Here is a 24,286-nt window from a genome sequence, read left to right on the forward strand (position 1 = left end):
AATAACATGAGCCTTCCATTAAGCGCCGAGCAGCGCCAGGTTTTAGGCAAGGTTGGCGCGCTGTATGACGCACCTTTGCTGTCGGAAACGCCGCATTCAAGCACCACACTGCGCTTTGGGCTGATAGCCGACCCGCAATATGCCGACGCCGAGCCTGGCGTGACGCATCCGCGTTTCTATCGCAACAGCCTGTGCAAGCTAAAAAAGGCAATTAGCGAACTTAACGAGCATCATCTTGAGTTTGTGGTGACGCTGGGTGATTTGGTTGACCGCGACTGGAAAAGCTTTGATGCCGTATTGCCGGTTTATGAGGCATTACGTCACCCCCATGCCGTGGTAATAGGCAATCATGATGCGCAGGTGATCACCGAGTATTTATCCGAGCAAACGCCGGTGCAGGGCTTGCCGAAAAGCTATTATCAATTTGGCCAGCCGGGCTATCGTTTTATCGTGATTGACGGTAACGATCACAGTCTTTACTGCAACCATGGTAACGGCGACGAACGCCAGCAGGCTCAGGCTACGCTCGACAGTTTGATTGCTGAAGGGGCTATACAAGCGCAGAGCTGGAACGGCGGAGTGGGAAGCCAGCAGCTGCAGTGGCTGGAGCAATCGCTGCATCAGGCGCAAGCGCAGCAGGAAACCGTGCTGGTGTTCGGGCATTATCCGCTGGTGCCGGAAAATAAGCACAACCTGTGGAACTGTGAACAGCTCGTTGAGCTGCTGTGCCGCTACGGTGTTCGCGCGTATTTTGCCGGGCACGACCATGAGGGTGGGTATGCACGCGTGGGCGGCACAGACTTTATCACCCTTAAAGGTATGGTGGACGGCGCCGATCGCCTACCTTTTGCCATGGTTGAACTCAAAGCCGGTGAACTGACCGTTAACGGCTACGGCCCTGAAATTAGTCGCGTACTGCCCGCTGCACAGGGTGAAAATGCCGTGGGAACACCGATAAAAGCGTCATTTACCCACTGACAGGCTATGCTGCTGACGTCGGGTGTGAGGCACAGCACCACGTCGTCGGAGCATCGTAAAAAATCAGTGGATAAGCGTTTACCTACGCTTTTTTAAAAATATTATGGTGATACCCCGCAACGCGACTTGCGTCAGTAGCCGTTCAGTAGTACAAAATTAGTACGTGATGTTCGTCACGTTTATCAAGCGTAACCTCATAGCAACTGTGATCTAGCCTATACTTTAATGAGGGCATCAATTGGCGCTGACCGAGACTTCTTAAGCGCTTTCATTGCCCCAGATTGTTTGTTTGAAAATAATTTTTTTGCATCAGGTGAAAATGGGCCGTAACGACATTCAATCAATTGCTAGGAGGAGGAGAAATAATGTCTGAATACCATTATTTGCTTCTGGGCGGAAGCCGCCATGGACAAAAACATGTCGATGAAAATCACCAGTTTTCACTGTTCTTTCGTGGAGACAACTCAGGCGACCTGGCACAGGCCAAAGCCGAGCTTTATGGCGTACAGAACGAGCGTTACAAAGTCTGCCCGGAAAAATGTTCGGATGGAAATTGGTATCTGATAGGTTACTGTGGCGCTTGCCCAGAGATACCGATTGATGAGAAAACTAACCTGTTAATTCACAAAAACATCAAACCTATGATGTAGTGTTGATATGTAAGTTAATATACGTTAAATCAAACCTCGCAATTGCGGGGTTTGTTGCTTTTTTATTGTCCTCAATTCTAGGTTATATATTTTATACTTCTGACTTTGTGATTGTTTGTGTATAAATTATAAGGCATTCTCTTGTGAAGTTAGTTTTCGGTAATTACACTCTTATTTAATTGATTGTAAATAAATCAGTGATCTCATTAAAGTCTATTGCTATCTATATACATTGGAGAAAGAAGGGCATAAAAGTCATCAATTTAACGGGTTGAAATGTTTAGTTTTAAAGAATATCACAAACTGGTTTCCTGGCTATAAGTTAATTAACTCTTAATTATTAATGTCTATTTATTTTTAAGAGCAATGTATGAAAATGTTTATAATAAACCTATTAAGTCAATGCGAGAGAAGAAGGGAAATACTCTATCAATGTTATCAACTTAAATTGGATGTCGAAATATTTGACGCTATTGAAGGCGCATCATTAAATAATGTCTTCTTCGCACAGCAGGTGGTCAACTTCCCTGATTGTAAATTAACTGCAGGTGGAGTGGGGTGTGCATTAAGTCATCGAGCTTGTTACCAGCGAATGATAGACGAAGACTTACCCTTTGCCCTGATCCTGGAAGACAACGCGCGGATTGATGGTCGAGTGGTGAAGGTTGTTAAGCAAATAGAATTAAACGTTAAATAAAAGAAGGGCTTACCGGCATGGTGAGCAGAAAAAATTCGCTTCTATCAATTCAAGAGATTGAAGAAAGTGTTGACGAACAAATTTAATAAAAAAACTCACTGCTCAACGTTTTGAGCAGCATTGGAATATGTTAGTCGAAAAGGGGCTAGAAAGCGTCTCACTGCCGGTTGCAGGTATAGAATATACGATATATTCTTTAAGGCTGTTTCTTAACCCGGCATTATTCCATGCACCCACATTTGGCGCTGCTCGACGTAAAAAACCTCGCTATCCAAACGGCTAACGGGCAGCCGTTGGTTGATGATATTTCCTTTCACGTCAATCGCGGCGAAATGGTGGCGCTGGTGGGGGAGTCCGGCTCTGGGAAAACGCTAAGCTCTCTGGCTTTAATAGGGTTGCTGCCCACAGGTGTGAGCATGACGAATGGCGTTATTAGCCTGAATAATCAGGTTATTTCCAGTTCTGGAACGGATTTTGATGCTTCTATGCGCGGCAAACATCTGGCGATGATTTTTCAGGAACCGATGACCAGCATGAATCCGGTGCTCAAGGTGGGTGAGCAAATAGCTGAAGTGTTGGTGAGACATCACCGTATTAGTTGGAAGCAGGCGCATAAAGAGGCCGTTGAGCTGCTCGACCGCGTAGGCATTATCGAGCCGCAGCGCCGCGCGAAGCAGTATATTCACCAGCTCTCCGGCGGCATGCGTCAAAGAGTGATGATTGCTAGCGCCATCAGCTGTAAGCCGTCGCTTTTGATAGCCGACGAGCCGACTACCGCGCTGGATGTCACTATTCAGGCACAGATCCTTGCGCTATTGCAGGAGCTGCAAAAAGAGATGGCGTTGGGCGTGCTGCTCATCACTCATGACCTCAGTCTGGTTGCGCGCTATGCCGACCGAGCCTGCGTTATGCACCAAGGGAATATTGTTGAGCAGGGCAGCGTGAAGCAACTGTTGACCACTCCGCAAGAACCCTACACGCGTAAGCTTATCGCCGCATCACAACCTGAGCCTAGAACGGTTATGCAGCCCATTAGCGTAGATTTTCCGCTGGTGCGCCTGCGAGAACTTACTAAGAGTTACCCGCAAACTCAGCGGTTGCCGTTTATTGCCGCCAAACGCCAAACCGTATTGCATCCGACTACGCTAGATATTCGACGCGGCGAGATCCTTGGGCTTATCGGTGAATCAGGCTCGGGAAAAACGACACTTGGGCGAGCGATTATCGGTCTGATTGAAACTGACAGCGGTGATATTGAATTCGACGGCGTTTCATTGACTCGGACGTATCAATCTGCACGGCGAAACATGCGCAGCCGGGCTCAGATCATTTTTCAGGACCCTTATGCCAGTCTTAATCCCAACATTACCATCGGCGAGCAAATAGCGGAGCCACTGCGCGTTTACAAACTGCGTCAACCGGCGCTAATAGCGGCGCGCGTTGAAGAATTGCTGAAGCTGGTAGGTTTAGAAGCGCATCACGCTGGCCGTTTACCCCGTGCATTTTCCGGCGGTCAGCGTCAGCGTATCGCCATTGCCAGAGCACTGGCCCTTGAGCCTGAACTGCTGGTGGCGGATGAGGCAGTGTCTGCACTGGATTTATCAGTGCGTGGACAAGTTTTGGCGCTGCTCGACCAATTGCGCCAACGGCTTGGCCTCACCGTGCTGTTTATTAGTCACGATCTCGCGGCGGTCAGACAAGTATGTGATCGCGTAGTGGTGCTTTACCATGGGAAAGTGGTCGAGAGCGGCTTAACTGAGCAGGTATTGGTGGCGCCTAAACACGCCTATACGCAGCAATTGCTTGCCGCTGCCCCCAGCATCACCGAGGCGCTGCGGATACGTGAGGCTAGTTAACTCCCGCTGAACATCGGCAGTTCGCTATGCTCGGCCCACTCGTGCCAGGAGCCAACATAAATCGCCAGATTTTCGTAGCCTGCTACTTTGAGAGCCGCATAAACCGTGGCCGCACGTGCGCCGCGATGGCAGTAGATAATCTGTCGTTCTTGTGGGGAAAGTCCGACCTGTTCAGCACGTTGACGCAGGCTGGCGGTATCGACGAACGCGCCATTTTGCACCACATCTTCCCAAAAAAGTAAAACAGCGCCTGGAATACGGCCCGCGCGCGGGCAGCAGTCGTGGGCAAACTCGCCGTAAAATTCACTTGGACGCCGCGCATCGACCAGCGTAGCCCCCTTAGTCTGGGCATTGATGACTTCGTCACGCGTGGCGACCAGCAGTCTTTCACCCGTTTTACGGCAAGCAACGTCGGTGAATTCGGCATCAATGGTTGCGCTATAGCCATTGCCAGGCAAAAGTTCCCCGCCCGCTAAGCGCCACGCATCGAGGCCGCCGTTAAGAATATAGGCTTCTTTTATCCCGGCAAACTGCGCAAACCAGGCCCCGCGGGGGGATCGCATTCCGACCTGTTGTTCAAAAAATACTGGAGTGACGTTGTCACATAGTTTGAGTTGCTGCCAGGCATGGTGAAAGGCATTAGCCATTTGCTGAATGCCGAACTCTGTACTGTCGGGAATAAAATAGTCGTAAACGTTAAGATGATAAGCCCCCGGTAATGTGCTCTGCTGCCACAGCGCCTTATCGCGCACGTCAACGGTGATAAATTGCTCACCGGCTTTCATTCGGGCTAGCAGGTCAGCGGCTTCAATTAGCATGGTTTATCCTGGTCATAGTGAGAGGCCGAAAAAAGTGACAGTAGCGTGCCTACATTGCGCTCTGTAGCGCGCGTTAGCACTCGTGCTGCCAGAGCAACGTCGAAAACGTTGAGGCCAAAAGATGAGAAATAAACGCTGTCATCGGCTGCGGGTCGCCAGCCGTCAAGCAGCAGATTGCCGAGGTCGGCGTCAACACGGCCGGCGCTAAATTGCCCGGCCCGATACATTTGAAACAGGCTTTTGGCGCTGGATTCGCAAAAATCACCCCACAGGTCGACCACTACGCGGCTGCAGCGGTTGATAGCGGCAAAACTGACCTCGTGATAACCGACCTGAATCACTATTCTGCCGGGTCTGATGGCATCGGCATCAATTAAGGGCTCGGCCGCGCTGGTGCAGGTAAGGATTGCATCATTCTCAAGCGCAATCGCCTGGGGTAAATCCGCGTACTCATGCACCGGCCAAGGCAAAGTGGTCGGAGTATTATTGATTAACAGCTGTGGGCGTCGGTGCCACCAGTTCACGCACTCTAGCTCTGGGAACAGTTGACCGAGCATCTCAAGGTGCGCGATGGCCTGCACCCCGGCCCCTAGCAGCAGTACGCGGCGTACTTTTCGCGGTGCGGCGTAGCGTAGGGCAATGGCTGACACTGCCGCTGTGCGCGCCGCGGTTAAGGCGCTGCTCTCGACTAATCCCAGAGGCAGGCCGCTGTCCGCACGGTTGACCAATGTTAACGGCATTGACTGCGGTAAACCATCGTCTGCATCGGGGCGATGTGCGGTCCACTTGACGCCAACGGCGTTGAAACGTCCGCCAACTTTGGCCGGCAGCGCGTAGGTTTTACCTCGCTCACCCTGCAGCGTAACGTGGATTTCAGCAGGCATTTCCGTTTCACCTTGACGCATAAGCGTGACAACGTCACATGCATCATTAAACGCTTCCTGCGTGTCTGCTCCGCCTAGCTCAGCCACGTTCTGCTGACTCAAGTAGCGAAATCCGCCGTTCATATCAGTGCTCCAGCAGTGTTTTAGCAAACGGGTAAAGCGCCGGAGAACCGCCGCAGTGCACGAAAATTACCCGCGCACCGGCCTGAATTTTCCCTTGTTCCACCAGACTGATTAAGCCGTGCATTGCCTTGCCGGTGTAGACCGGATCCAACAGTACGCCTTCGGCCTGCGCAACCCGATAAATTGCCTCAATGCCACCGGGAGAAGGCACGCCGTAGGCGGTGCCAACAAAACCGTCCTCAATCCAGATATCCTCCGCGGCCCACTGCTGCGGCCACTCCAACAGGTCGGCACAGTCCTGCGCCATATTTGAAATTTTATCCTGAAACCACGCAGCTTTGGCGCTCACGCTAATGCCCACAATTTGTGTCTCGGGCCAGTATTGGCGAGCGCCAACGTAGAGTCCCGCCAACGTACCGCCCGAGCCGGTTGGCGCAACAATCACCTGCGGCGGTTGCTGGCCGCGCGCTTTAAGCTGAGCGTCCATCTCCTCAATGGCGCGAACGTAGCCTAACGCCCCCAGCGGTGTGGCTCCGCCAAGCGGAATAATCAACGCTTTTTCCCCGCGGGCTTCGGCCGCTGCAGCGTGGGCGTTCATGGCGCCTTCTATTTGAGTAAAATAACCGTCAGGATCGAGGAATTCGAGTTCGGCACCGAACAGTTTGTCGAGCAGAAGATTGCCCTGATATACCTCCGGCGGATTACCGCGCAGCACCAGTATCGGCTTCATGCCGAACTTTCGCGCCGCCGCCGCCACCATTCGCGCGTGATTAGACTGGTGCCCGCCGGTAGTTATCACTACCTTGACCTGTTTATTGCAGGCGTCGGCCATTAAATACTCGAGCTTACGCACTTTGTTGCCGCCGCCGCCGAATCCGGTGTAGTCATCGCGTTTGATATCGAGTTCGATACCCAGCGATGCGCCGAGGTTGCTTAGGCGCTCTAGAGGCGTAGGGAAAAAGCCCAGAGCAACGCGTTCAAAATCATTGGATTGTTTCATCATTCAGTCTCTGTTAATTATTTTGAAAATTTGAGATCCAGTCGATTATCGACTGCTGGAAACGAGCCAGACCGCGTAGGGTAACGAACTCGTTTACGCCGTGTGCATTACCGCCGTGACCCAGTCCGCCAATCAAAAATGCCGGCGCTACCTGAGCAAAGGCGTAAGCAGGTGCGCAGCCTGGTGCCCACGGCCAAATTTGAGCTGCGGCTTCCTGACGTTGATAAGCTTCGAGCAGAGCGTTTACGCCTGCGCTATCGTGGGAAAAACGATGACCCGGATAGCTGTCGGCCAGGGAAATTTCGACGCCTGAAAATGCCGGTGCTGACAGTGTTTGCATAATCTGTGCGAGGATTATTTCACCGTCGATGCCCGGCGGTACGCGCAGCGCCAATTCGGCGTTGGCGCTGTGAGGGATAACACCGCGTGCATCGAGCGGACTGCTGCGGATTTCGGCAATCGTCAGCACTGCGCCGTTGATGAGCTGTTGCAGGCACGCCAGCGTATCGCCACTGACCGATAAACGCCGACTGCGACGAAATCGCAGCTCCTCTTGAATGTTGAAGGTTTCGGCAAGTTTGTTAAGAAGCTGATTAGCCGGTGGATCAAGAGGGATTCTGGCAATAACACCGCTTTTTTCAGCGGGTGCAATGGCGTGCAGTGCCTCGACCAGTTTCCATACTGGATTTGCAATCCAATTGGCATTGCTGGCGTGAATGGCCGCCTCAGGACCGCCCCAATTGCCGCCTCTTACCTGCAGGCTGGCGGCGGTCAGGCCGCTAAATCCCAGATAAACACGAGGCTGGCCACCGCCATACTCACACAGTGAAGGGAAAAATACTGCATCGGCCAGACTGACAGGACAGGGGGTTTGCGCGAGATAGCGGCGTAAATAACCGCTGCCAATTTCCTCTTCACCCTCGAGGATAATCTCGATATTTACTTGAAGCCCGTCTGTTTCCTGTAGCGCTTTTAAGGCAGTAAGCATGCCTGCCAGCGGGCCTTTGTTATTTTCTGCTCCGCGTGCGACAAACACGTCGCCAAGCTCTGGCCACGAGCTGAGTCCACCGGTAAAGGGGGCAAACTCCCAGTCTTCTGCATCGGCTGGCATCACATCGTACATGTTGTACAACACCAGCGTTTTACTGGCCTGATTGTCAATGCGCAGATGCACCAGAGGCGGCGCATTTTGCCCAAGCTGCTGGCTGACGGGTAAAACGATTGTTGCGCCAAGCTCGCTGACTATCCACTCTTCGAGCCACTGCGCCAGCGCCGTTTGTTGCTCAAGCTGACCGGCTATGCTGACGAACGGCGTCATGGCGGTCAACAGGTCCAGCGTTGGCCCGAGCGCGGTGGGAACGATAACGGTCACAGGCGTATCCTCGGATTAAGTACCACATAGAGCAAATCAATCACCAGGTTGATGCCGACAAACACCAGGGCGGCGAGTAGCACAATGGCCTGCACCAGCGGGAAGTCGCGGTTTTGAATCGCCTGTACCGCCAGGCGACCAATGCCCGGCCAGGCAAAGATTATTTCGGTGACCAACGCACCGCCGAGCAGTGAGGCGAAGTACATGCCCTGCACGGTGATAACCGGAATCAATGCGTTGCGCAGGCCGTGGCGAACCACGATGCGCCAGCGGCTGAGGCCTTTGGCGCGCGCGGTGCGAATGTAGTCCTGCTGCAACACGTCAATCAGGCTTGAGCGAATCAGCCTAGCAATGGCGCTCATATAATAGGCACCGAGGCTGAACGCGGGCATCACCAACTGGCTCGCGGTGCCATAACCGCTCGAGGGAAGCCAACGCAGATTGAGGCTAAAGAGGATTATCAGTAATAAACCGAGCCAAAAAACAGGGACTGCCTGTCCGCTAAACGCCAGCAGTCGAGACAGGAGGTCCCAAATACTATTTTGATAAAGTGCGCTGATAATGCCCAGCAGCAGGCCGGCCAATGTGCTCCAGCCAAGAGCGGTGATCGCCAGTAGCAGGGTAGCGGGAACCCGCTGTGCGATAAGCTCCGCCACGGGCTGGCTGTAGCGCAGTGAATCGCCAAGATTGCCCTGCAGAACGCTGCTCAGGTAGTGCCAGTATTGCCAGGTAAGCGAACGGTCAAAGCCCATGCTATGGCGAAAATTATCGATTTCCTGCTGGCTTGACCCGGGCGGCATCATCACCGCAGCCGGGTCGCCTGTCAGGTGCAGGCTGTAAAAAATCAGCAACGAAACGCCCAGCATCACCAGTACCGACTGTGCCAAACGTTGCAAAATGTAGCGCAGCATATCAGTCCAGCCTCGTGTGAGTTTTGCGCAGCAGACTGTCACCCAGCAGGTTGCAACCGACCACCAGGGCAGCAATGATCAGCCCGGGATAAAGCACCAGCCACTGTGCCAGCAGCATATAAGAACGCCCTTCACCAATCAGATTACCTAACGTTGGCGTTGGCGGTTGAATGCCCATGCCGAGAAAGCCGATTGAAGCTTCAAGGACGATTAGGCGTGGAATATCGAGCGTGAGTAAAACAATCAGTGGCGTCATGACGTTAGGCAACACGTGGCGCAGCAGTATGCGAGGCGTTGAAAAACCCATTGATTTCACCGACTCAATATACTCAAGCTCGCGAATTTCTAGCGTTTTTGCTCGCGCCACGCGGGCATAAATAGCCCAGCTAGTGACCCCCATAATGATAATAATGTTGCTGAGCGTGGCGCCAAACAGCGCCATCACCAAAAGAATTAGCAAAATAAACGGCACCGCGAGTTGAATGTCCATCAGGCGCATAATCAAGGCATCGAGCCATCCACCCACATAACCGGCAACCATGCCCAATGCTGAGCCCATCACCGCCGCAATCAGCGCCGCCAGCAACACCACCATCAGCGAAAGCCGAGTACCTGAGAGCATGCGAGAAAGGAGATCACGACCTAGCTGATCGGTGCCCAGCCAGTGAAAACCGGTAGCGCCGTGGCTACCGGGGGGTAAAAAAGATGCTGACAGATCGTTGGTCAAAGGATTTGGCAGTGGCAGCCAGGGTGCCAGCAGTGCCGGCACAATCACCAGCAACAGCAGCAGTCCGCCGAGAATGCCGTCGCCATAAAAGCGGCGACGCGGCTTTCTTTGCAGAACTGCGCGCATGAAAATCATTTCAGCCTCAGGTCAAACAGCGGAATACGGGAGTCGGCGCGACCGGCGAAGGTCAGTGCATCAGAGCTGGCATACAGCGCGTCTTCCTTGTACAGCGGGATCAGCGGCTGCTGTTGGGTGACAACTTCCTGCACCTGCTGCAAGATCTTCTCACGTTTTGTCGGGTCTACCGTCAGGCGACTGCTGTTTAACAGCGCGTCCAGCTCGGGCGAATTAACCGTGGAGTAAGGTTCACCCGAGTGCAAAATCGGGTAGAGCGCCGCGTCAGCATCCAGTGTTTGCGTCGAACCCCACGCCAGCATATAGATGGGTGCCTGTTTCTGAGCGGCAACCTGCTGGGTGTAAACCGACCACTCCGGCACTTCTAGCTCGGCTTTAACGCCAATCGCTGCGAGGTCCTGCACGATGGCCTGTGCGACATCAGCACTGGCGATATAGCGGCGAGGTGCTTGAAAACGAATAGTAAAACCTTGCGGATAACCGGCTTCTGCGAGCAATGACTTAGCTTTGGCAATATCCTGCGCTGGGGCGGGAATGGCTTTGTAGCCGAAATCTTTCGGTCCCGCCATGGTGCCGGTTGGCGTACCGAAACCGTGTAGCAGGTCGCGGGTGTATGCCTGCCGATTCAAGGCCAGCGACAGCGCCTGACGAACGCGCACGTCATTAAGCGGTTTTTGGTCATTCTTCAATCCAAGATAAATAGTCAGGCCGCCGTTTTTAACCTGCTCGAGATGAACGCTGGGTTTATTCTTCAGCGCGGGGACTAACTCGGCAGGTACGCCGTCTACCAGTTGTACTTCACCGGTCAGTAGCGCAGTAACGCGTGCGGTGGCCTCGGGAATCGGCCGCCAAGTGACGGTATCGATTGCGGGCTTACCGCGCCAGTAATCAGGATTCGCCTGCATGACCACTTTTTCATCCGGCACGAACGCGCTAAGGGTGTAGGCCCCTGAGCCTATCGGCTTACGCGCAAACTCGGCGGCGCCCACCTTGGTGACGTAGGCCGGGGGCACAATATAAGTGGGATAGCGGCTCATACGTGTTGGCAGCAGTGGATCCGGACCGTTAGTATGGATTATTACCTGATAATCCCCGCTGACTTCGACCGATTTGATCGTGCGTATATAGGAGATAGTGGGGGCATGATTAGCGGGATCCAGAATGCGATCGATAGAGAATTTCACTGCCTGTGCGTTCACCGGCTCGCCGTCGCTAAACTTGACGCCCTGACGAAGCGTGAACTCCCACGTGCTGTCGTCCAATGACTTCCAACGGGTTGCCAAACCTGGGACAAGCTTCATGTTTGCGTCACGCAGTACCAAGGTGTCAAATAGGTTATCAACCAGCGTGGCAGGTTCTTTTAAAAAGCCGGGATCCATCGCCGTTGCCGAAGTGGTTTGTGCAATAAACAGTTCAGAGGCCAGGGCTGCTGGGGCTAGAAGACTCATTAATACAGCCAGCGAAGCCAGCTTGAATGCAGGTATTCTCATCTACGGTCATTCCCAAGGTGAAGCCGTCAAGCGGGTTGACGGAATTAAAGTTAAGTTGTGCACTTTAAAAGTACATCACAAAAACGTTCATTCAATGTTCAATTCCCTAATACATGATATATCCTATATAATGTATTTTTGGCAAGCTACGGATTAAACCGCAAAAGAAAAGCCTAAATTTTGCTAAAGGAAAATGTCACATGTTTGAGATGGAAAAAGCGCAGCGGGTAAGTCTGACCACTCAGGTTGAAGCCAAGCTAAAAGGGGCGTTGATTGTTGGCGTATTGAAGCCGGGGGCGCGATTGGTGACGAAAGAAATAGCCGAACAGCTTGGCACCAGCGTGACGCCCGTGCGTGAAGCCTTGCTTAGGCTGGTATCTGCCGGTGCGCTCGATGCTACGCCCGCACAGGCCTTTTTGGTGCCGAAAATCCCGCTGGCGCGCTATCAGGAAATTACTCTGATCCGCAAAAATCTCGAAGGCCTGGCCGTATTAGAAGCAAGCCAGCAGGTGACACCGGCGGCGATTGACCAGTTAACTGTGCTGAATGCGCGCTTTATGGCGGCAAAAGTTGCCGAAAACGTTGAGGAGGCGCTGCAGGCCAACCGTGAATTTCGTTTTGCACTGTATGCGCAAGCCAATATGCCGACCTTAACTACACTGATTGAGCAACTGTGGGTGCAGATAGGGCCGTGCTTTAACTATCTCTATCCACAGTCTGCGCATGTGGCGCAGGGGCAGCATAATTACGATCAGCTGTTGGTGGCGTTGGCAGCGGGCGACAGCAAGCGCTGTGTCAAACTGATTCATAAATCGATTGATGACGGGGCGGCGATTTTGGAGAAGCACTACTTCTGATTGACCGTTTTTGACTCGGGGGTCTTCCCCATATTTTGATGTGAGCCAAATGCAGAATAAGGATGGTTAAAATTTTGCACGGTTTCAGGGGGAAGTCCCCTCCCCAAATTTTGAGGAGGGCTAGGGTGGCGTGTTGCGGATTAGGCGCTAACCTGTTCTTTCTTCGACGTCTTTTTAGCAGCAAACTGATTTTGCGGTTCGCGCAGTCCAAGGTTTTCGCGCAGAGTATTACCTTCATATTCAGTACGATACAGCCCGCGCTGCTGCAAAATGGGAATGACCTGTTCGACAAAATCATCAAAGGCGGTGGGCGTTCCACCTCGAACGATAAAGCCGTCGGTTGCGCCAAAGGTGAACCAATGTTCGAAGCCATCAGCCACGTCTTTCGCTGTACCAAGGAAGCTCGGTCGTGGTGTAGCGGCTTCCAACGCCGCCTGACGCAGGGTTAATCCGCGCGCTTTAGCATCGTTTTTAATTTTGTCGGTGGTGCTTCGGAAGCTGTTTTGGCCTAAATCACCGATGTCCGGGAACGGCGCATCCAGGTCGTGCTGGCTAAAGTTATAATGCTCAAAATAGCGACCCAAATACTCCAATGCCTTATCGATGGTCACCAGTTGTGCGGTCTGCTGATATTTTTGCTCGGCATCTTCAACCGTGTCACCAATAATCACGCTGGTGCCCTGGAAGACGCGGATATCTTCAGCGTCGCGGCCATTTTCAACCAGTTGACGCTTAACGTCCTGCAGGAATTCGCGGGCCAGTTCAGGCGTTTCCTGACGGGTATAAATGGCGTCGGCAGCCTCGGCGGCAAAGGCTTTGCCCTGATCAGAAGCTCCAGCCTGAAACACAATGGGCCGACCCTGTGGTGAGCGCCCCACGTTAAGTGGTCCCTGTACCGAGTAATATTTACCCTGATGATTCAATGTATGCAGTTTATCGCGGTCAAAAAATTGTCCGCTCTCTTTGTTGCGTACAAACGCATCTTTTTCCCACGAGTCCCACAGACCTTTCGCCACCTGCAGATATTCGCTGGCGATGCGATAGCGCTCGTCGTGTTCTGGATGCTTGTCGCGCGAGAAGTTTTTGGCAGAGCCTTCAAGTGGCGAGGTGACAACGTTCCATCCTGCACGGCCACCGCTCAAGTGGTCGAGGCTGGCAAACTGGCGTGCGACGGTAAACGGCTCACTGTAAGAGGTTGAAAGCGTGGCCACCAGGCCGATTTTTTGCGTGACCAGCGACAGTGCCGAGAGCAGGGTGATGGGCTCAAAGCGATTAAGAAAATGCGGAATCGATTGCTCGGTAATGTAAAGTCCGTCAGCAACAAACAGGAAGTCAAACTTGGCTTTTTCGGCTTGTTTTGCCAGGTTCTGCACGAATTCGACGTTAATGCTGGCATCTGATACGGCATCTGGATGACGCCAGGCCGACATATTCCCCGATGGGCCTTGAATAATCGCACCCAAACGCAACTGTCTTTTTTTGCTCATGCTATTTTCCTTTCCAGAATGCTGAACGCGCTTTGATAGGTCGCGTTATTCGTTTTAAACCAAGCTGCCCGAGTCGGCGACGGTGCGGACGTACTCTTTCTGCTCCTGCGCCTCGTAAATATCTTGTCGAAGAATTTTGCGCAGATAGACCAGCTCGACGCCTAACGGATTGGTGGCAGTGTGAAACGCCTCATAGCCACGGCGCTGATAGAGCGCCGTTAACCAAGGGTGACGAATGGCAGTTGCCAGATAGACGGCGGGGGCTTTTACCTGGTCGCGCAAAAATGTTTCTTCTGCATAGTTAATTATTTTCGCACCATAGCCTTGGCCTTTAGCCTGCTCATTCACTGCAAACCAGTGAATAAACGGCCAAGGCGCGGGCGAAGAGTACTTCGACGGCGTCCAGGGGAATCGCACCGTGGCGGTGGCAGTAATGCCAAGCTCTGTTTCCAGCAGAAAAGTACTTTCGTTACGAATAACCGTGCGAACGTCCTCGACGCTGGCGCGGGTTATCGTGAAATGAATGTTGTGTTCTTGCAGCGAGGCATAGGCTTTTTGCAACATGCTGTGCAGCGCCTGTGCATCTGACTCATTGGCAAGGCGGATAGTTTCACTCATCTCAAATTCCTTAGGCCAGAGCGACGCTGGCGCTGGCTAGCAGCTCAAGCGAACGTAGGCGAGCCTGTGACTGCGCAACCGGAGAATCAATAACGAACTCTTCTACGCCATATTTAGCCTGCAGGGCCTCAAGCTGTTGATGTACTTCTTCGCCGGTACCGACAAGCACGGCGGATTTTCGCTCTTCAATTTTGTGTGATTCGGCTTTCGACTGGCGAATGTAGGCTTCGGCATGCTCCAGGCTGCCGACGTTGACCCGTTGGCCATCGCTGGCCACCACGCGGTAAAGTTGCCCTTCTGCCACCAGTTTTTTCGCCTGTTCGGCGGTGTCGGCTACGATGACTGGCACGGCAAGCAGCGCGCGGCCCCCGTTACTGTCGTGGCTATAGGCCGAGAGTGCACGGGAAATATCGCGTTCGTCCGCATTCAGATGTGCGGCAAAAACAAAGTTCCATCCCAGGCTTGCTGCCAGTCGCGCACTCTCTTCGCTGGCACCCAGCAGGAAGCGTGCGGCCGTTTGCGGTGGCTGCGGCGTGGCGGAAAGTGTGTCGCCATTCTGTTCTCTCACCGGCACGGATAACCAGTCGTTGAGCAGTTTAAGCTGGGCAGCGAAATCGCCTTTTTGTTTGGGATCGACCGCATATTGCAGGGCGTGCGTAGACAGCGGCAGTCCGCCTGGTGCTTTACCTACGCCAAGATCAACACGGCCAGGTGCCAGCGAGGCCAATTGGTTAAAGTTTTCGGCGACTTTAAACGGACTATAATGCTGCAGCATCACGCCGCCTGATCCCACTCGCAGCTTGCGCGTGTGGGCCAGTATCCAGGCAATCACAACTTCGGGTGAAGAGATAGCCAGTCTGTCGGTATTGTGGTGCTCGGCCAGCCAAAAACGGTGATAACCCCATTTTTCAGCCTTCTGCGCCAACTCTAACGTGCGCTTCAGTGCACTGGCGGCGTCCTCATGTTCATCAAGAGGACTTTTATCTAGCAAACTTAAACGGTATCCCATCCTTTTTCCTTTTATGTGCTCAGGGAGTGATACCAGCGATTATTAAATTCAGGAAGATACGAAGTAAAACAACAATAGTTGCTATTAAGTTGCGCTAAATGAGATAGCGAGCAGGGGGGCGGTTTGCGGATGAAAGCAAATAGGCTAAAGTGGCAGTCCTGACCGTTATTCCTCATGTCCGACAGGTAATCATGCCCGCACCGTTAACTGAAGAAACGCTTAATGCACACTGCCAGCAGCTTTTCGCTCTGGTAAAAACACTGAGAATTGACCCATTGGTGCCTGAAAATCAGGTGCTGGATCGGGTGGCACTCAGTTTTCGCAAACTGCTAAATTTTATGGCCCAGCACCATGACGTTAATGCCTGCGCGCTGCTAACCTCGGCCTCTTCACCGTTGGCGCGGGAGCATCTCGCCGAACTCATGCAGGAAAATTTTTCAGCCGCGCAGCTGGGCGGAGTGTTTCGTCAAGATATTCCAGCGGCGCTTTTGGCGCAGTTTTTTACTGGCATGCTGCTGCAGTTGGCACAGTTGGGCGGTGAACCTGCTGTGCGTCATCAGCAGAGCCTGGCTGCGAGCAAACTGTTCTGCGAAGGGGCCTGGACGGGTGCGGAAAGAGGTTAGGCGTTTAAAAATGAGTAACGGTTACTGATAAGGTCCTGGCCCCGTCGATTCGCGAACGATCAGTTCTCCGGGAAAGGGTCTTAGTGCTTCAAATGGCCTGCCTTCCATCATGTCCACTAACTGCCTCAGAGTCGTTTTAATCATCTCTGCCACAGGCACTCTTACGCTGCTGACGGAAGGCATGAAATAGGTGGCCATAGGAATATCATCGAAACCAATCAGTGAGACATCTTGAGGAATACGTTTCCCTGCTGCGTACAAAGAATTTGCCGCACCGATGGCCATATCATCATTGCTGGCAACCAGTGCGGTGAAATGTATGCCACGCTCCAACAACGTTTCGGCGGCTGCAAGCCCGCTGCGCGGTGTCCACGCTCCTTCAACAACCCATTGTTCTCTAAAGGGAATGCCGTGTAGTTCTAGCGCCTCTCGGTATCCCTGCAGGCGACTATCGGCCGAGGGCGACCCCGGCGACCCGCAAATAAAGGCAATATCACGATGACCCGTTTTAATCAGATGACTGACCGCATTGAGGCTGTACTGCTGATGATCGGCATAAACACAGTGTTGGGGACTAAGATCAAGTCGTCGGTTCATCACAATAATGGGTTTGGTTGAGGCAGAGATTATCGCGCTTAGCTCGTCGGCGTTAAGAAAGCAAGGATAGACAATGATGCCGTCGCAGCGTAAATCGAGCAGGAATTCTATCGCCTGCCGCTCTTCTTCGGCACTGTGCTTGCCGTCGGCCAGCACCAACTGGCGGCCATAATTTTCAGTTGAGGTTGCGGTCTGAAAGAGCAGCTCAGTAAAATAGGGACCGTTGTATAAAGTGTTACTGACCATCAACCCAATGCTTTGTGATTTGCTGGTCGCCAGATTTCGCGCCAGCAGGTTGGGGCGATAGCCGGTTTCTTCAACGGCTTTAAAAACGCGGTCGCGGGTGGTTTTACTCACATAGCTGTTGCCTGCTAAAACTCTTGAAACCGTGGCTTTTGAAACGCCCGCTTTCTTGGCTACGTCGAGCATGGTTATCATCATTAATCCCCATAAACTGCATTTTTCATTTTAGCTATCGTACCTCGTTATTTATTAAATAAACAAGTTATTCAATAGGGATATAGTCGCTTAATTATTGCTGGTAGTTATACTCATTTCATATGATTTTATATTTATAGCCTTAATATTTTCTGGGGGATTAACGTTAATATTTTCTTAAATTAACAATATTCCCAACGAAGGATTAATTCAGTCATGATGGTCGAAATTAAGCAATTTCATGTCCTTTGCGATCGGCATCACAAATCAAACTAACTAATCTGAAACCGGTTGCAGAAACGAGCTTGCATTGTATATTTTAATTTAAACACTACGCCGAGGGATGAATGATGAATAAGGTCTTACTGTGCTGCGCCGCCGGAATGTCTACCAGTATGCTTGTCCAGCGGATGGAAAAATACGCTACGCAAAATAATATCGACGTTAAAATAAATGCCATCGCTTTTGACGAGTTTAGCGAGCAAATTCATCACTATGACGTGTGTTTGCTCGGGCCACAAATCAAGTACAAGCTGGCCGAATTCAAAGTTATCGCCGACCAACTCAATAAGCCGATTGCCGTGATCAACATGATGGATTACGGCATGATGAACGGCGAGAAAATTCTGAACGAAGCATTAAAAATGCTTACCTCCTATGAGGCAAAATAATGAGCACAATCAGTGAGTCATTATTCAGCGCGATTGAAAACACCATTAGCCCGATTGCGGCAAAACTTTCAAGTCAGCGCCACGTCGTTGCTATCAAAGACGGTTTTATTTCATCAATGCCTTTTCTGATAGTCGGCTCCTTTATGTTGCTTTTTGCCCATCCGCCATTTAGTGCCAACAGCCAGTGGGGCTTCGCGCAGTGGTGGTTGGGCATCGTCGAGCGACATACTGACCAAATCATGATGCCCTATAATATGACCATGGGCATTATGGCGGTTTATATTGCCGCCGCTATTGCCTATAATCTGGCACAAAGTTACAAAATGAACGGCTTTATGGCAGCGATGCTGTCACTTATGGCCTTCCTGGTGGTTGCTTCACCGCAGAGTAATAGTGCACTTCCGGTCGGTTCGTTAGGCGGGGAGGGAATATTTACCGCAATTCTGGTCAGCCTTTATTCCACCGAACTGATGCATTTTTTACAAAAGCATAATATTGGTTTTAAACTGCCGGAGCAGGTGCCGCCGAAAATAAGACAGTCGTTTGATTTGCTTATTCCTATTTTAGCCATTTTTATTACTCTCTTTCCGTTAAGTATTTTTATTCAACATCAGTTTGGCCTGTTATTACCGCAGGCAATTATGTCAGTTTTTGCGCCTATTATCTCGGCCTCAGATTCATTGCCGGCTATTTTAATTGCGGTTTTACTCTGTCACCTCCTGTGGTTTGCTGGCATTCATGGCGCGGTTATCGTCGGGGGTATCTTGCAGGCGTTCTGGTTAACCAATTTGGGCATAAACCAGCAGGAGCTGAACGCAGGGCAACCGATTACGCAAATCTTCATTGAGCCCTTCTGGCAATTCTTTATCGTGGTCGGTGGGTCCGGCTCAACGATGGGACTGGTGTTCCTTTATCTGCGTAGTCGATCGGCGCATCTTCGTTCTATAGGCAAGCTTGGGTTAGTGCCCAGCATGTTCAACATCAATGAACCGGTGATTTTTGGCTCGCCGGTGGTGATGAATCCGCTGCTGTTTATCCCCTTTATTACCGCTCCACTGGTTAACGCCATTATCGCCTATACCGCGACACGCACCAGCCTGGTCAATCATGTGATTTCACTTGCGCCCTGGACTACGCCGGGACCGATAGGCGCCGCGTGGTCAACGGGATGGGACTACCGCGCCATTATTCTGGTTGGTGTACTGCTTTGTGTGTCAACGCTGATTTACTACCCGTTCTTCAAAATGTATGAAAAACAGCTGCTTGAGCAGGAAGAGCCTAGCCTGCAGCCCCAACCAGTGGAGAACTGATTGTGGAACTTGAAAATATTATTATGGAATTGATTATTCACGCCGGAGAGTCACGGTCCTGCTCGATGGAGGCGCTGCGGGCGGCGCGGCAGTCCGATTGGACGTTGGCCGAACAGCATCTCACCGCAGCCAAGGTGGCCGTTCGCGAGGCGCATCTCATTCAAACCCAGCTGATTGGTGCCGACGAAGGCATGGGTAAAATTCCGGTAAGCCTGATTTTAGTTCATGCGCAGGATCACCTTATGAATGCGATGCTCTGTCGTGAGTTAGCCGAAGAGCTTATCTACTGTCACCGCGAAATTTCGAGTTTGAAAAACCGTTAATCAAGGAGCGAGTCATGCAACACCAACAGGTAAAACCTTTTCCCAATGGATTTCTTTGGGGTGCCTCAACCTCAGCTTATCAGGTTGAAGGCGCGTGGAACGAAGAGGGAAAAGGCCCCTCGGTGATTGATAAGGCGATTTTCGATGCAGAGTTGAGCGATTTTAAAGTCACCAGTGACCACTATCATCATCTTGAACAGGATGTTGCACTGTTTGCGGAATTGGGACTGAAAACCTATCGTTTCTCAATCTCCTGGGCACGTTTGTTCCCGCAAGGCAGTGGTGAAATAAATCCTAAGGGTGCAGCATTTTATCAGCGACTTATTGACCTGCTGCATGAGCATAAAATAGAACCTTTGGTCACGCTGTATCATTTTGACCTGCCTTGGGCGCTGCAGGAAAAAGGCGGATGGTCCAATCCTGAAACCGTGACCGCCTTTGAGCACTATGCCCGCACCGCCTTTGAACTCTACGGTGATCGGGTTAAGTACTGGCTGACGATTAATGAACAAAACATGATGATCCTTAAGGGCGAGGTCATCGGCACGTTACCGCCGGGTACGGCAGATCCACAGAAAGTGCTCTATCAGCAGAATCACCACATGATGCTCGCGCAAGCTAAAGCGATGATCGCCTGCCACCGGCTGCTGCCGAATGCCAAAATTGGCCCTGCGCCGAATATATCCAGTGTTTATCCCGCCAGTGCGCGTCCTGAAGACGTTCTTGCTGCCAACAATTTCAGCGCTATCCGCAACTGGTTGTACCTCGATTTGGCTTGCCACGGCGTTTACAACGCAGTGGCGTGGAGCTTTATGGAAGAGAAGGGCTATCTTCCGCGCATTACTGACGAAGAAATGGCGCTGCTGAGACGCGGCAAGCCTGATTTCATTGCATTTAACTATTACGCTTCTGCGACAGTAGGGGCAGCCGATTCGGCTCAGGCACGCGAACATGGCGACCCCGCAAAAGCAGTCGATCAGCAAATGGCGGGCATTGATAGCAGCGTGTATGCAGGAATGAACAACCCTTATCTCAAGAGAAATCAGTTTAACTGGTACATCGACCCCGTTGGTTTTCGTATTACTGCACGCGAAATTTATGAACGCTATCGCCTGCCGTTAATCGTCACAGAAAACGGCTTGGGTGCCTTTGACAAACTGGAAGCGGGCAACAAGATCTATGACGATTACCGCATTGAGTATCTGCAAAAACACCTTGAACAGCTGCAGTTGGCTATCAGTGACGGCGTTGAGATGTTCGGATACTGCCCGTGGTCAGCGATTGATTTGGTCAGTACCCATCAGGGGATCGGTAAGCGCTACGGTTTTATCTACGTTAATCGGGATGAAAAAGACCTGAAAGATCTTGCGCGTTTTAAGAAGAAAAGCTTTGTCTGGTATCAACGCGTTATCAACAGTAATGGCGGTAATCTTGACGCACAAATTGAGTACTGATTCTCTATTAAAGGAATGATTATGTTCAGCAAAAATTTACCTAAAGAGTTTCTTTGGGGCGGGGCCGTTGCGGCTCATCAGGTTGAAGGCGGTTGGGAGCAGGGCGGCAAAGGGCCAAGCATTGTCGATGTGTTAACCGCCGGTGCGCACGGCGTACCGCGTGAAATAACCGACGGTGTACAACCTGGCCACCGTTACCCTAACCATCAGGCAGTGGAATTTTATTCTCATTATAAAGAAGACATTGCGCTGTTTGCACAAATGGGTTTCAAGTGTTTTCGCACCTCCATTGCGTGGTCGCGTATTTTCCCCAACGGTGATGAAAAGCAGCCTAACGAAGCGGGCCTGCAGTTCTATGACGATCTGTTTGACGAGCTGCTTAAGTACAATATACAGCCGGTGATTACCCTGTCTCACTTTGAAATGCCATACCATCTGGTAAAGGAGTACGGCGGTTGGCTCAATCGTAAAGTGGTCGATTTCTTTGTGCATTTCAGCAACGTGGTAATGGAACGCTACAAGGAAAAAGTAAAATATTGGATGACTTTCAACGAGATTAACAACCAGCGTAACTGGAAAATCCCGCTGTTTGGTTACTCCTGTTCCGGAGTCATTTTTCTAGACCAGCCTAATCCCGAGCAGGCGATGTATCAGGTGCTGCATCATCAGTTTGTTGCCAGCGCTAAGGTGGTAAAACGCGGACACGCTATTAATCCTGACTTTCAGATTGGCTGTATGCTAGCGATGGTGCCGATTTATCCATGGTCCTGTGACCCCGACGACGTGATGTTTGCGCAAGAACAAATGCGTCAGCGTTATCTGTTCGGTGATGTGCAAATGCGCGGCTATTATCCGGCCTATATTTTGAAAGAGTGGGAAAACAGAGGCTATACAATTGAAATGCAGCCGGAGGATGCAGCGACGCTGCGTGAAGGCTGTACCGACTACGTAGGCTTTAGCTACTACATGAGCAACGCCGTGCAGTATGCCGCTAAAGACGCACAGGGCAGTATCGAGTCTATCGAAGGCGGCAAACGCAATCCGCACGTAGCCGCCTCGGAGTGGGGATGGCAAATCGACCCGGTTGGACTGCGCTACACGTTGAACGACCTGTATGAGCGCTATCAAAAACCGCTGTTTATTGTTGAAAACGGTTTTGGCGCGGTCGATACTCCGCAATCAGACGGGTCGATTAACGACGATTACCGGATTGACTATCTCCGCGCACACATTGAGCAGATGAAAATAGCGGTTGTTGAAGACGGCGTTGACCTGATGGGCTATACGCCGTGGGGCTGCATCGACTGTGTGTCTTACACTACCGGTCAATACAGCAAGCGCTACGGGTTTATTTATGTTGATAAACACGACGATAACAGCGGGACCCTGAAACGGTCGAAAAAGAAAAGTTTCGACTGGTACAAACAGGTTATTGCCAGCAATGGCGACAATCTCTAGATAAAATGAGGTAGAGAAGGCGGCTGTAGCACATAAATGATTTTTCTACCCACTCCAGCTATGATTGCCGTTATGATGTTAAATAACAAAAAACGGCAACCGCGCTAAGGAGTTATTATGAATAATCAAGAGCCTACCGCCTTCTCAACGGCTTCGGAGGCTATTGACCGCCTCGAAGCGTTGTATGAGGCATCACTGTCCTCACTGCGCGAAGCAATCAGTCAATACATTGAAAACGGCACCGTGCCAGACCTTAAGGCCCGTGCTGCAGGACTGTTTGCCTATCCGCAGCTTGAAGTGAGCTGGGACGGCAGCTCCCAAACGCCGTTTCGCACGCGTGCTTATGGCCGTTTTGCCCATCCGGGAAAATACGTGACCACACTGACGCGCCCTGAACTTTTCAGGAAATACCTGATAAGTCAGCTGTCGATTCTCGAAAAAGACTATGCTGCAACTTTTGTGGTCAGGGCTTCTGAGCAAGAAATGCCTTATCCGTTTGTGATCGACGGCTCTGATTTGGTACTCGACCGCACCATGACCGCCGGTCTGGCACTGCATTTTCCGACTACCGATCTGGCAAAAATCGTTGATGACGTCACTGACGGCATTCAGGCCGCCAGCGACAAATTCCCGCTTTCGCATTTTGACGCGCTGCGCACCGATTTCTCTCTGGCCCGCCTCAAGCACTATACCGGCACGCCGGTTGAGCATTTTCAGTCCTACGTGCTGTTCACCAACTACACCCGCTACGTTGATGAGTTTGTTAGTTGGTCGTGCGCACAGATTCTTGACCCGAATTCGCCGTACGTTGCGCTGTCGTGTGCGGGAGGCAACTATATTACCGAAGAGGACAGCGATCCGTCTCGTACTGCCTCTGACCTGGCGTGGAAGAAGCACCAAATGCCGGCCTATCACCTGATTGCCGAAAACGGGCAGGGCATCACGTTGGTGAACATCGGCGTGGGTCCTTCCAATGCTAAAACCATCTGCGATCATCTTGCGGTACTGCGCCCACACGCCTGGCTGATGATTGGTCACTGCGGTGGCCTGCGCGAAAGCCAGAGTATTGGTGACTACGTGTTGGCCCACGCTTACCTGCGCGATGACCACGTGCTGGACGCGGTACTGCCGCCGGATATCCCAATCCCGAGCATTGCCGAAGTGCAGCGCGCGTTGTATGACGCCACCAAGCTGGTGAGTAATATGCCGGGTGAAGAGGTTAAGCAGCGGTTACGTACCGGCACGGTTGTCACCACTGATGACCGCAACTGGGAGCTGCGTTTCTCGGCGTCGGCGCGTCGTTTTAGCCTGAGCCGTGCCGTCGCGGTGGATATGGAAAGTGCGACCATTGCCGCGCAGGGTTACCGTTTCCGGGTGCCCTACGGCACCCTGCTGTGTGTTTCCGATAAACCGCTGCACGGTGAGATTAAACTGCCGGGGCAGGCAAACCACTTCTATGAAGGGGCTATTTCCGAGCATTTACAAATCGGTATTCAGGCAATTGACCTGCTGCGCGCGGAAGGTGACAAGCTGCACTCGCGCAAACTGCGCACCTTTGATGAGCCGCCGTTCCGCTAATCGCCTGCTATAGATGAAAAAGGTATTGTATAGATAAAATTAGTTCAACAAGTGTCGGGGGGTGACCTCTGCCACCTGTTGGACTCCTTCCTTACTCCCTGAGCCGCTTGATATTTCTCTCCCCACTGCCTAACGCCGCCCTTCTTTAGCACAAAATTAGCATAGCTTATCTAATTTAAGCAGTTGTAAGGTCTTGGCGGTACATTGAAAATGTTAAAACTG

Annotated in this window: 23 protein-coding genes; 12 read left to right on the forward strand and 11 right to left on the reverse strand. The window is 51.8% G+C overall.

The genetic code is table 11. The features are described from left to right. Positions 1-6: 6 nt before the first annotated feature. From GA565_RS12245 to GA565_RS12260, 4 genes are all read left to right on the forward strand, one after another. Positions 7-978 (forward strand): metallophosphoesterase, encoded by a 972-nt coding sequence (locus GA565_RS12245; RefSeq protein WP_152198670.1) that lies wholly within the window; start codon positions 7-9, stop codon positions 976-978. A gap of 365 nt (positions 979-1,343) precedes the next feature. After that, positions 1,344-1,628 carry a hypothetical protein gene (locus tag GA565_RS12250; RefSeq protein WP_055771852.1) on the forward strand — a complete coding sequence of 95 codons (285 nt, stop codon included), beginning with the start codon at positions 1,344-1,346 and terminating at the stop codon, positions 1,626-1,628. Between the two features lie 370 nt (positions 1,629-1,998). Then, positions 1,999-2,325 (forward strand): glycosyltransferase family 25 protein, encoded by a 327-nt coding sequence (locus GA565_RS12255; RefSeq protein WP_152198671.1) that lies wholly within the window; start codon positions 1,999-2,001, stop codon positions 2,323-2,325. A gap of 227 nt (positions 2,326-2,552) precedes the next feature. Further along, on the forward strand, positions 2,553-4,181 hold the full coding sequence (locus GA565_RS12260; RefSeq protein ID WP_152198672.1) for an ABC transporter ATP-binding protein: 1,629 nt from the start codon (positions 2,553-2,555) through the stop codon (positions 4,179-4,181). Here GA565_RS12260 and GA565_RS12265 read toward each other — a convergent pair. From GA565_RS12265 to GA565_RS12295, 7 genes are read right to left on the reverse strand one after another with little or no spacing between them, the layout of a single operon-like run. Next, entirely contained in the window at positions 4,178-4,999 is an 822-nt protein-coding gene (locus GA565_RS12265; RefSeq protein ID WP_152198673.1) for a sulfurtransferase, read from the reverse strand. The genes GA565_RS12260 and GA565_RS12265 overlap by 4 nt on opposite strands. After that, positions 4,993-6,006 carry an ornithine cyclodeaminase family protein gene (locus GA565_RS12270; protein WP_152198674.1) on the reverse strand — a complete coding sequence of 338 codons (1,014 nt, stop codon included), beginning with the start codon at positions 6,004-6,006 and terminating at the stop codon, positions 4,993-4,995. The genes GA565_RS12265 and GA565_RS12270 overlap by 7 nt, the downstream gene beginning before the upstream one ends. Position 6,007: 1 nt before the next feature. Beyond that, positions 6,008-7,006: a 1-aminocyclopropane-1-carboxylate deaminase/D-cysteine desulfhydrase gene (locus GA565_RS12275; RefSeq protein WP_152201475.1), complete on the reverse strand. Its 999-nt coding sequence runs from the start codon at positions 7,004-7,006 to the stop codon at positions 6,008-6,010. Between the two features lie 13 nt (positions 7,007-7,019). Further along, positions 7,020-8,378: a M20/M25/M40 family metallo-hydrolase gene (locus tag GA565_RS12280; RefSeq protein ID WP_152198675.1), complete on the reverse strand. Its 1,359-nt coding sequence runs from the start codon at positions 8,376-8,378 to the stop codon at positions 7,020-7,022. After that, a complete protein-coding gene (locus GA565_RS12285; protein WP_152198676.1) occupies positions 8,375-9,289 on the reverse strand; it encodes an ABC transporter permease in 915 nt (304 codons plus the stop codon). The genes GA565_RS12280 and GA565_RS12285 overlap by 4 nt, the downstream gene beginning before the upstream one ends. A 1-nt stretch (position 9,290) precedes the next feature. Beyond that, positions 9,291-10,151, reverse strand: a complete 861-nt coding sequence (locus GA565_RS12290) for an ABC transporter permease (protein WP_152198677.1) — start codon at positions 10,149-10,151, stop codon at positions 9,291-9,293. Next, positions 10,148-11,641 carry an ABC transporter substrate-binding protein gene (locus GA565_RS12295; RefSeq protein ID WP_152198678.1) on the reverse strand — a complete coding sequence of 498 codons (1,494 nt, stop codon included), beginning with the start codon at positions 11,639-11,641 and terminating at the stop codon, positions 10,148-10,150. Before GA565_RS12295 ends, GA565_RS12290 begins: the two co-directional genes overlap by 4 nt. Before the next feature lie 200 nt (positions 11,642-11,841). Between GA565_RS12295 and GA565_RS12300 the strand changes: the two genes are divergently transcribed. Continuing rightward, positions 11,842-12,498: a GntR family transcriptional regulator gene (locus GA565_RS12300; protein ID WP_152198679.1), complete on the forward strand. Its 657-nt coding sequence runs from the start codon at positions 11,842-11,844 to the stop codon at positions 12,496-12,498. A 140-nt stretch (positions 12,499-12,638) separates the two neighbouring features. Here the strand turns inward: GA565_RS12300 and GA565_RS12305 are convergent, their stop codons facing one another. The 3 genes from GA565_RS12305 to GA565_RS12315 are packed head-to-tail and all read right to left on the reverse strand — an operon-like array spanning position 12,639 to position 15,612. Then, the gene (locus tag GA565_RS12305) at positions 12,639-13,985 is read right to left on the reverse strand and encodes an LLM class flavin-dependent oxidoreductase (RefSeq protein ID WP_152198680.1); all 1,347 of its coding nucleotides are present in this window, start codon (positions 13,983-13,985) and stop codon (positions 12,639-12,641) included. 54 nt (positions 13,986-14,039) lie between these two features. Then, positions 14,040-14,603, reverse strand: coding sequence for a GNAT family N-acetyltransferase (locus GA565_RS12310; protein ID WP_152198681.1), 564 nt, complete (start codon positions 14,601-14,603; stop codon positions 14,040-14,042). A 10-nt stretch (positions 14,604-14,613) separates the two neighbouring features. Beyond that, positions 14,614-15,612 carry an LLM class flavin-dependent oxidoreductase gene (locus GA565_RS12315; RefSeq protein WP_152198682.1) on the reverse strand — a complete coding sequence of 333 codons (999 nt, stop codon included), beginning with the start codon at positions 15,610-15,612 and terminating at the stop codon, positions 14,614-14,616. A 191-nt stretch (positions 15,613-15,803) separates the two neighbouring features. On the opposite strand from GA565_RS12315, the gene GA565_RS12320 reads away from it, so the two are divergent. Then, positions 15,804-16,235: a hypothetical protein gene (locus tag GA565_RS12320; protein WP_152198683.1), complete on the forward strand. Its 432-nt coding sequence runs from the start codon at positions 15,804-15,806 to the stop codon at positions 16,233-16,235. 21 nt (positions 16,236-16,256) lie between these two features. Here GA565_RS12320 and GA565_RS12325 read toward each other — a convergent pair whose 3' ends face one another. Beyond that, positions 16,257-17,270, reverse strand: a complete 1,014-nt coding sequence (locus GA565_RS12325; protein ID WP_193311984.1) for a LacI family DNA-binding transcriptional regulator — start codon at positions 17,268-17,270, stop codon at positions 16,257-16,259. 350 nt (positions 17,271-17,620) lie between these two features. Here GA565_RS12325 and GA565_RS12330 point away from each other — a divergent pair, with 350 nt between their 5' ends. The 6 genes from GA565_RS12330 (at position 17,621) to GA565_RS12355 (ending at position 24,064) form a co-directional block, all read left to right on the forward strand. Further along, positions 17,621-17,941 carry a PTS sugar transporter subunit IIB gene (locus GA565_RS12330; protein ID WP_152201477.1) on the forward strand — a complete coding sequence of 107 codons (321 nt, stop codon included), beginning with the start codon at positions 17,621-17,623 and terminating at the stop codon, positions 17,939-17,941. Next, positions 17,941-19,251, forward strand: a complete 1,311-nt coding sequence (locus tag GA565_RS12335; RefSeq protein ID WP_152198685.1) for a PTS sugar transporter subunit IIC — start codon at positions 17,941-17,943, stop codon at positions 19,249-19,251. Before GA565_RS12330 ends, GA565_RS12335 begins: the two co-directional genes overlap by 1 nt. A 23-nt stretch (positions 19,252-19,274) precedes the next feature. Further along, a complete protein-coding gene (locus GA565_RS12340) occupies positions 19,275-19,574 on the forward strand; it encodes a PTS lactose/cellobiose transporter subunit IIA (protein ID WP_152201479.1) in 300 nt (99 codons plus the stop codon). 14 nt (positions 19,575-19,588) lie between these two features. Then, on the forward strand, positions 19,589-21,028 hold the full coding sequence (locus GA565_RS12345; RefSeq protein ID WP_152198686.1) for a glycoside hydrolase family 1 protein: 1,440 nt from the start codon (positions 19,589-19,591) through the stop codon (positions 21,026-21,028). Positions 21,029-21,049: 21 nt separating this feature from the next. After that, the gene (locus GA565_RS12350; RefSeq protein WP_152198687.1) at positions 21,050-22,486 is read left to right on the forward strand and encodes a 6-phospho-beta-glucosidase; all 1,437 of its coding nucleotides are present in this window, start codon (positions 21,050-21,052) and stop codon (positions 22,484-22,486) included. A gap of 117 nt (positions 22,487-22,603) precedes the next feature. Then, the gene (locus GA565_RS12355; RefSeq protein ID WP_152198688.1) at positions 22,604-24,064 is read left to right on the forward strand and encodes an AMP nucleosidase; all 1,461 of its coding nucleotides are present in this window, start codon (positions 22,604-22,606) and stop codon (positions 24,062-24,064) included. The last annotated feature ends 222 nt before the right edge of the window (positions 24,065-24,286 follow it).

The sequence above is a fragment of the Rouxiella sp. S1S-2 genome (genome assembly GCF_009208105.1).
GTDB lineage: Bacteria > Pseudomonadota > Gammaproteobacteria > Enterobacterales > Enterobacteriaceae > Rouxiella.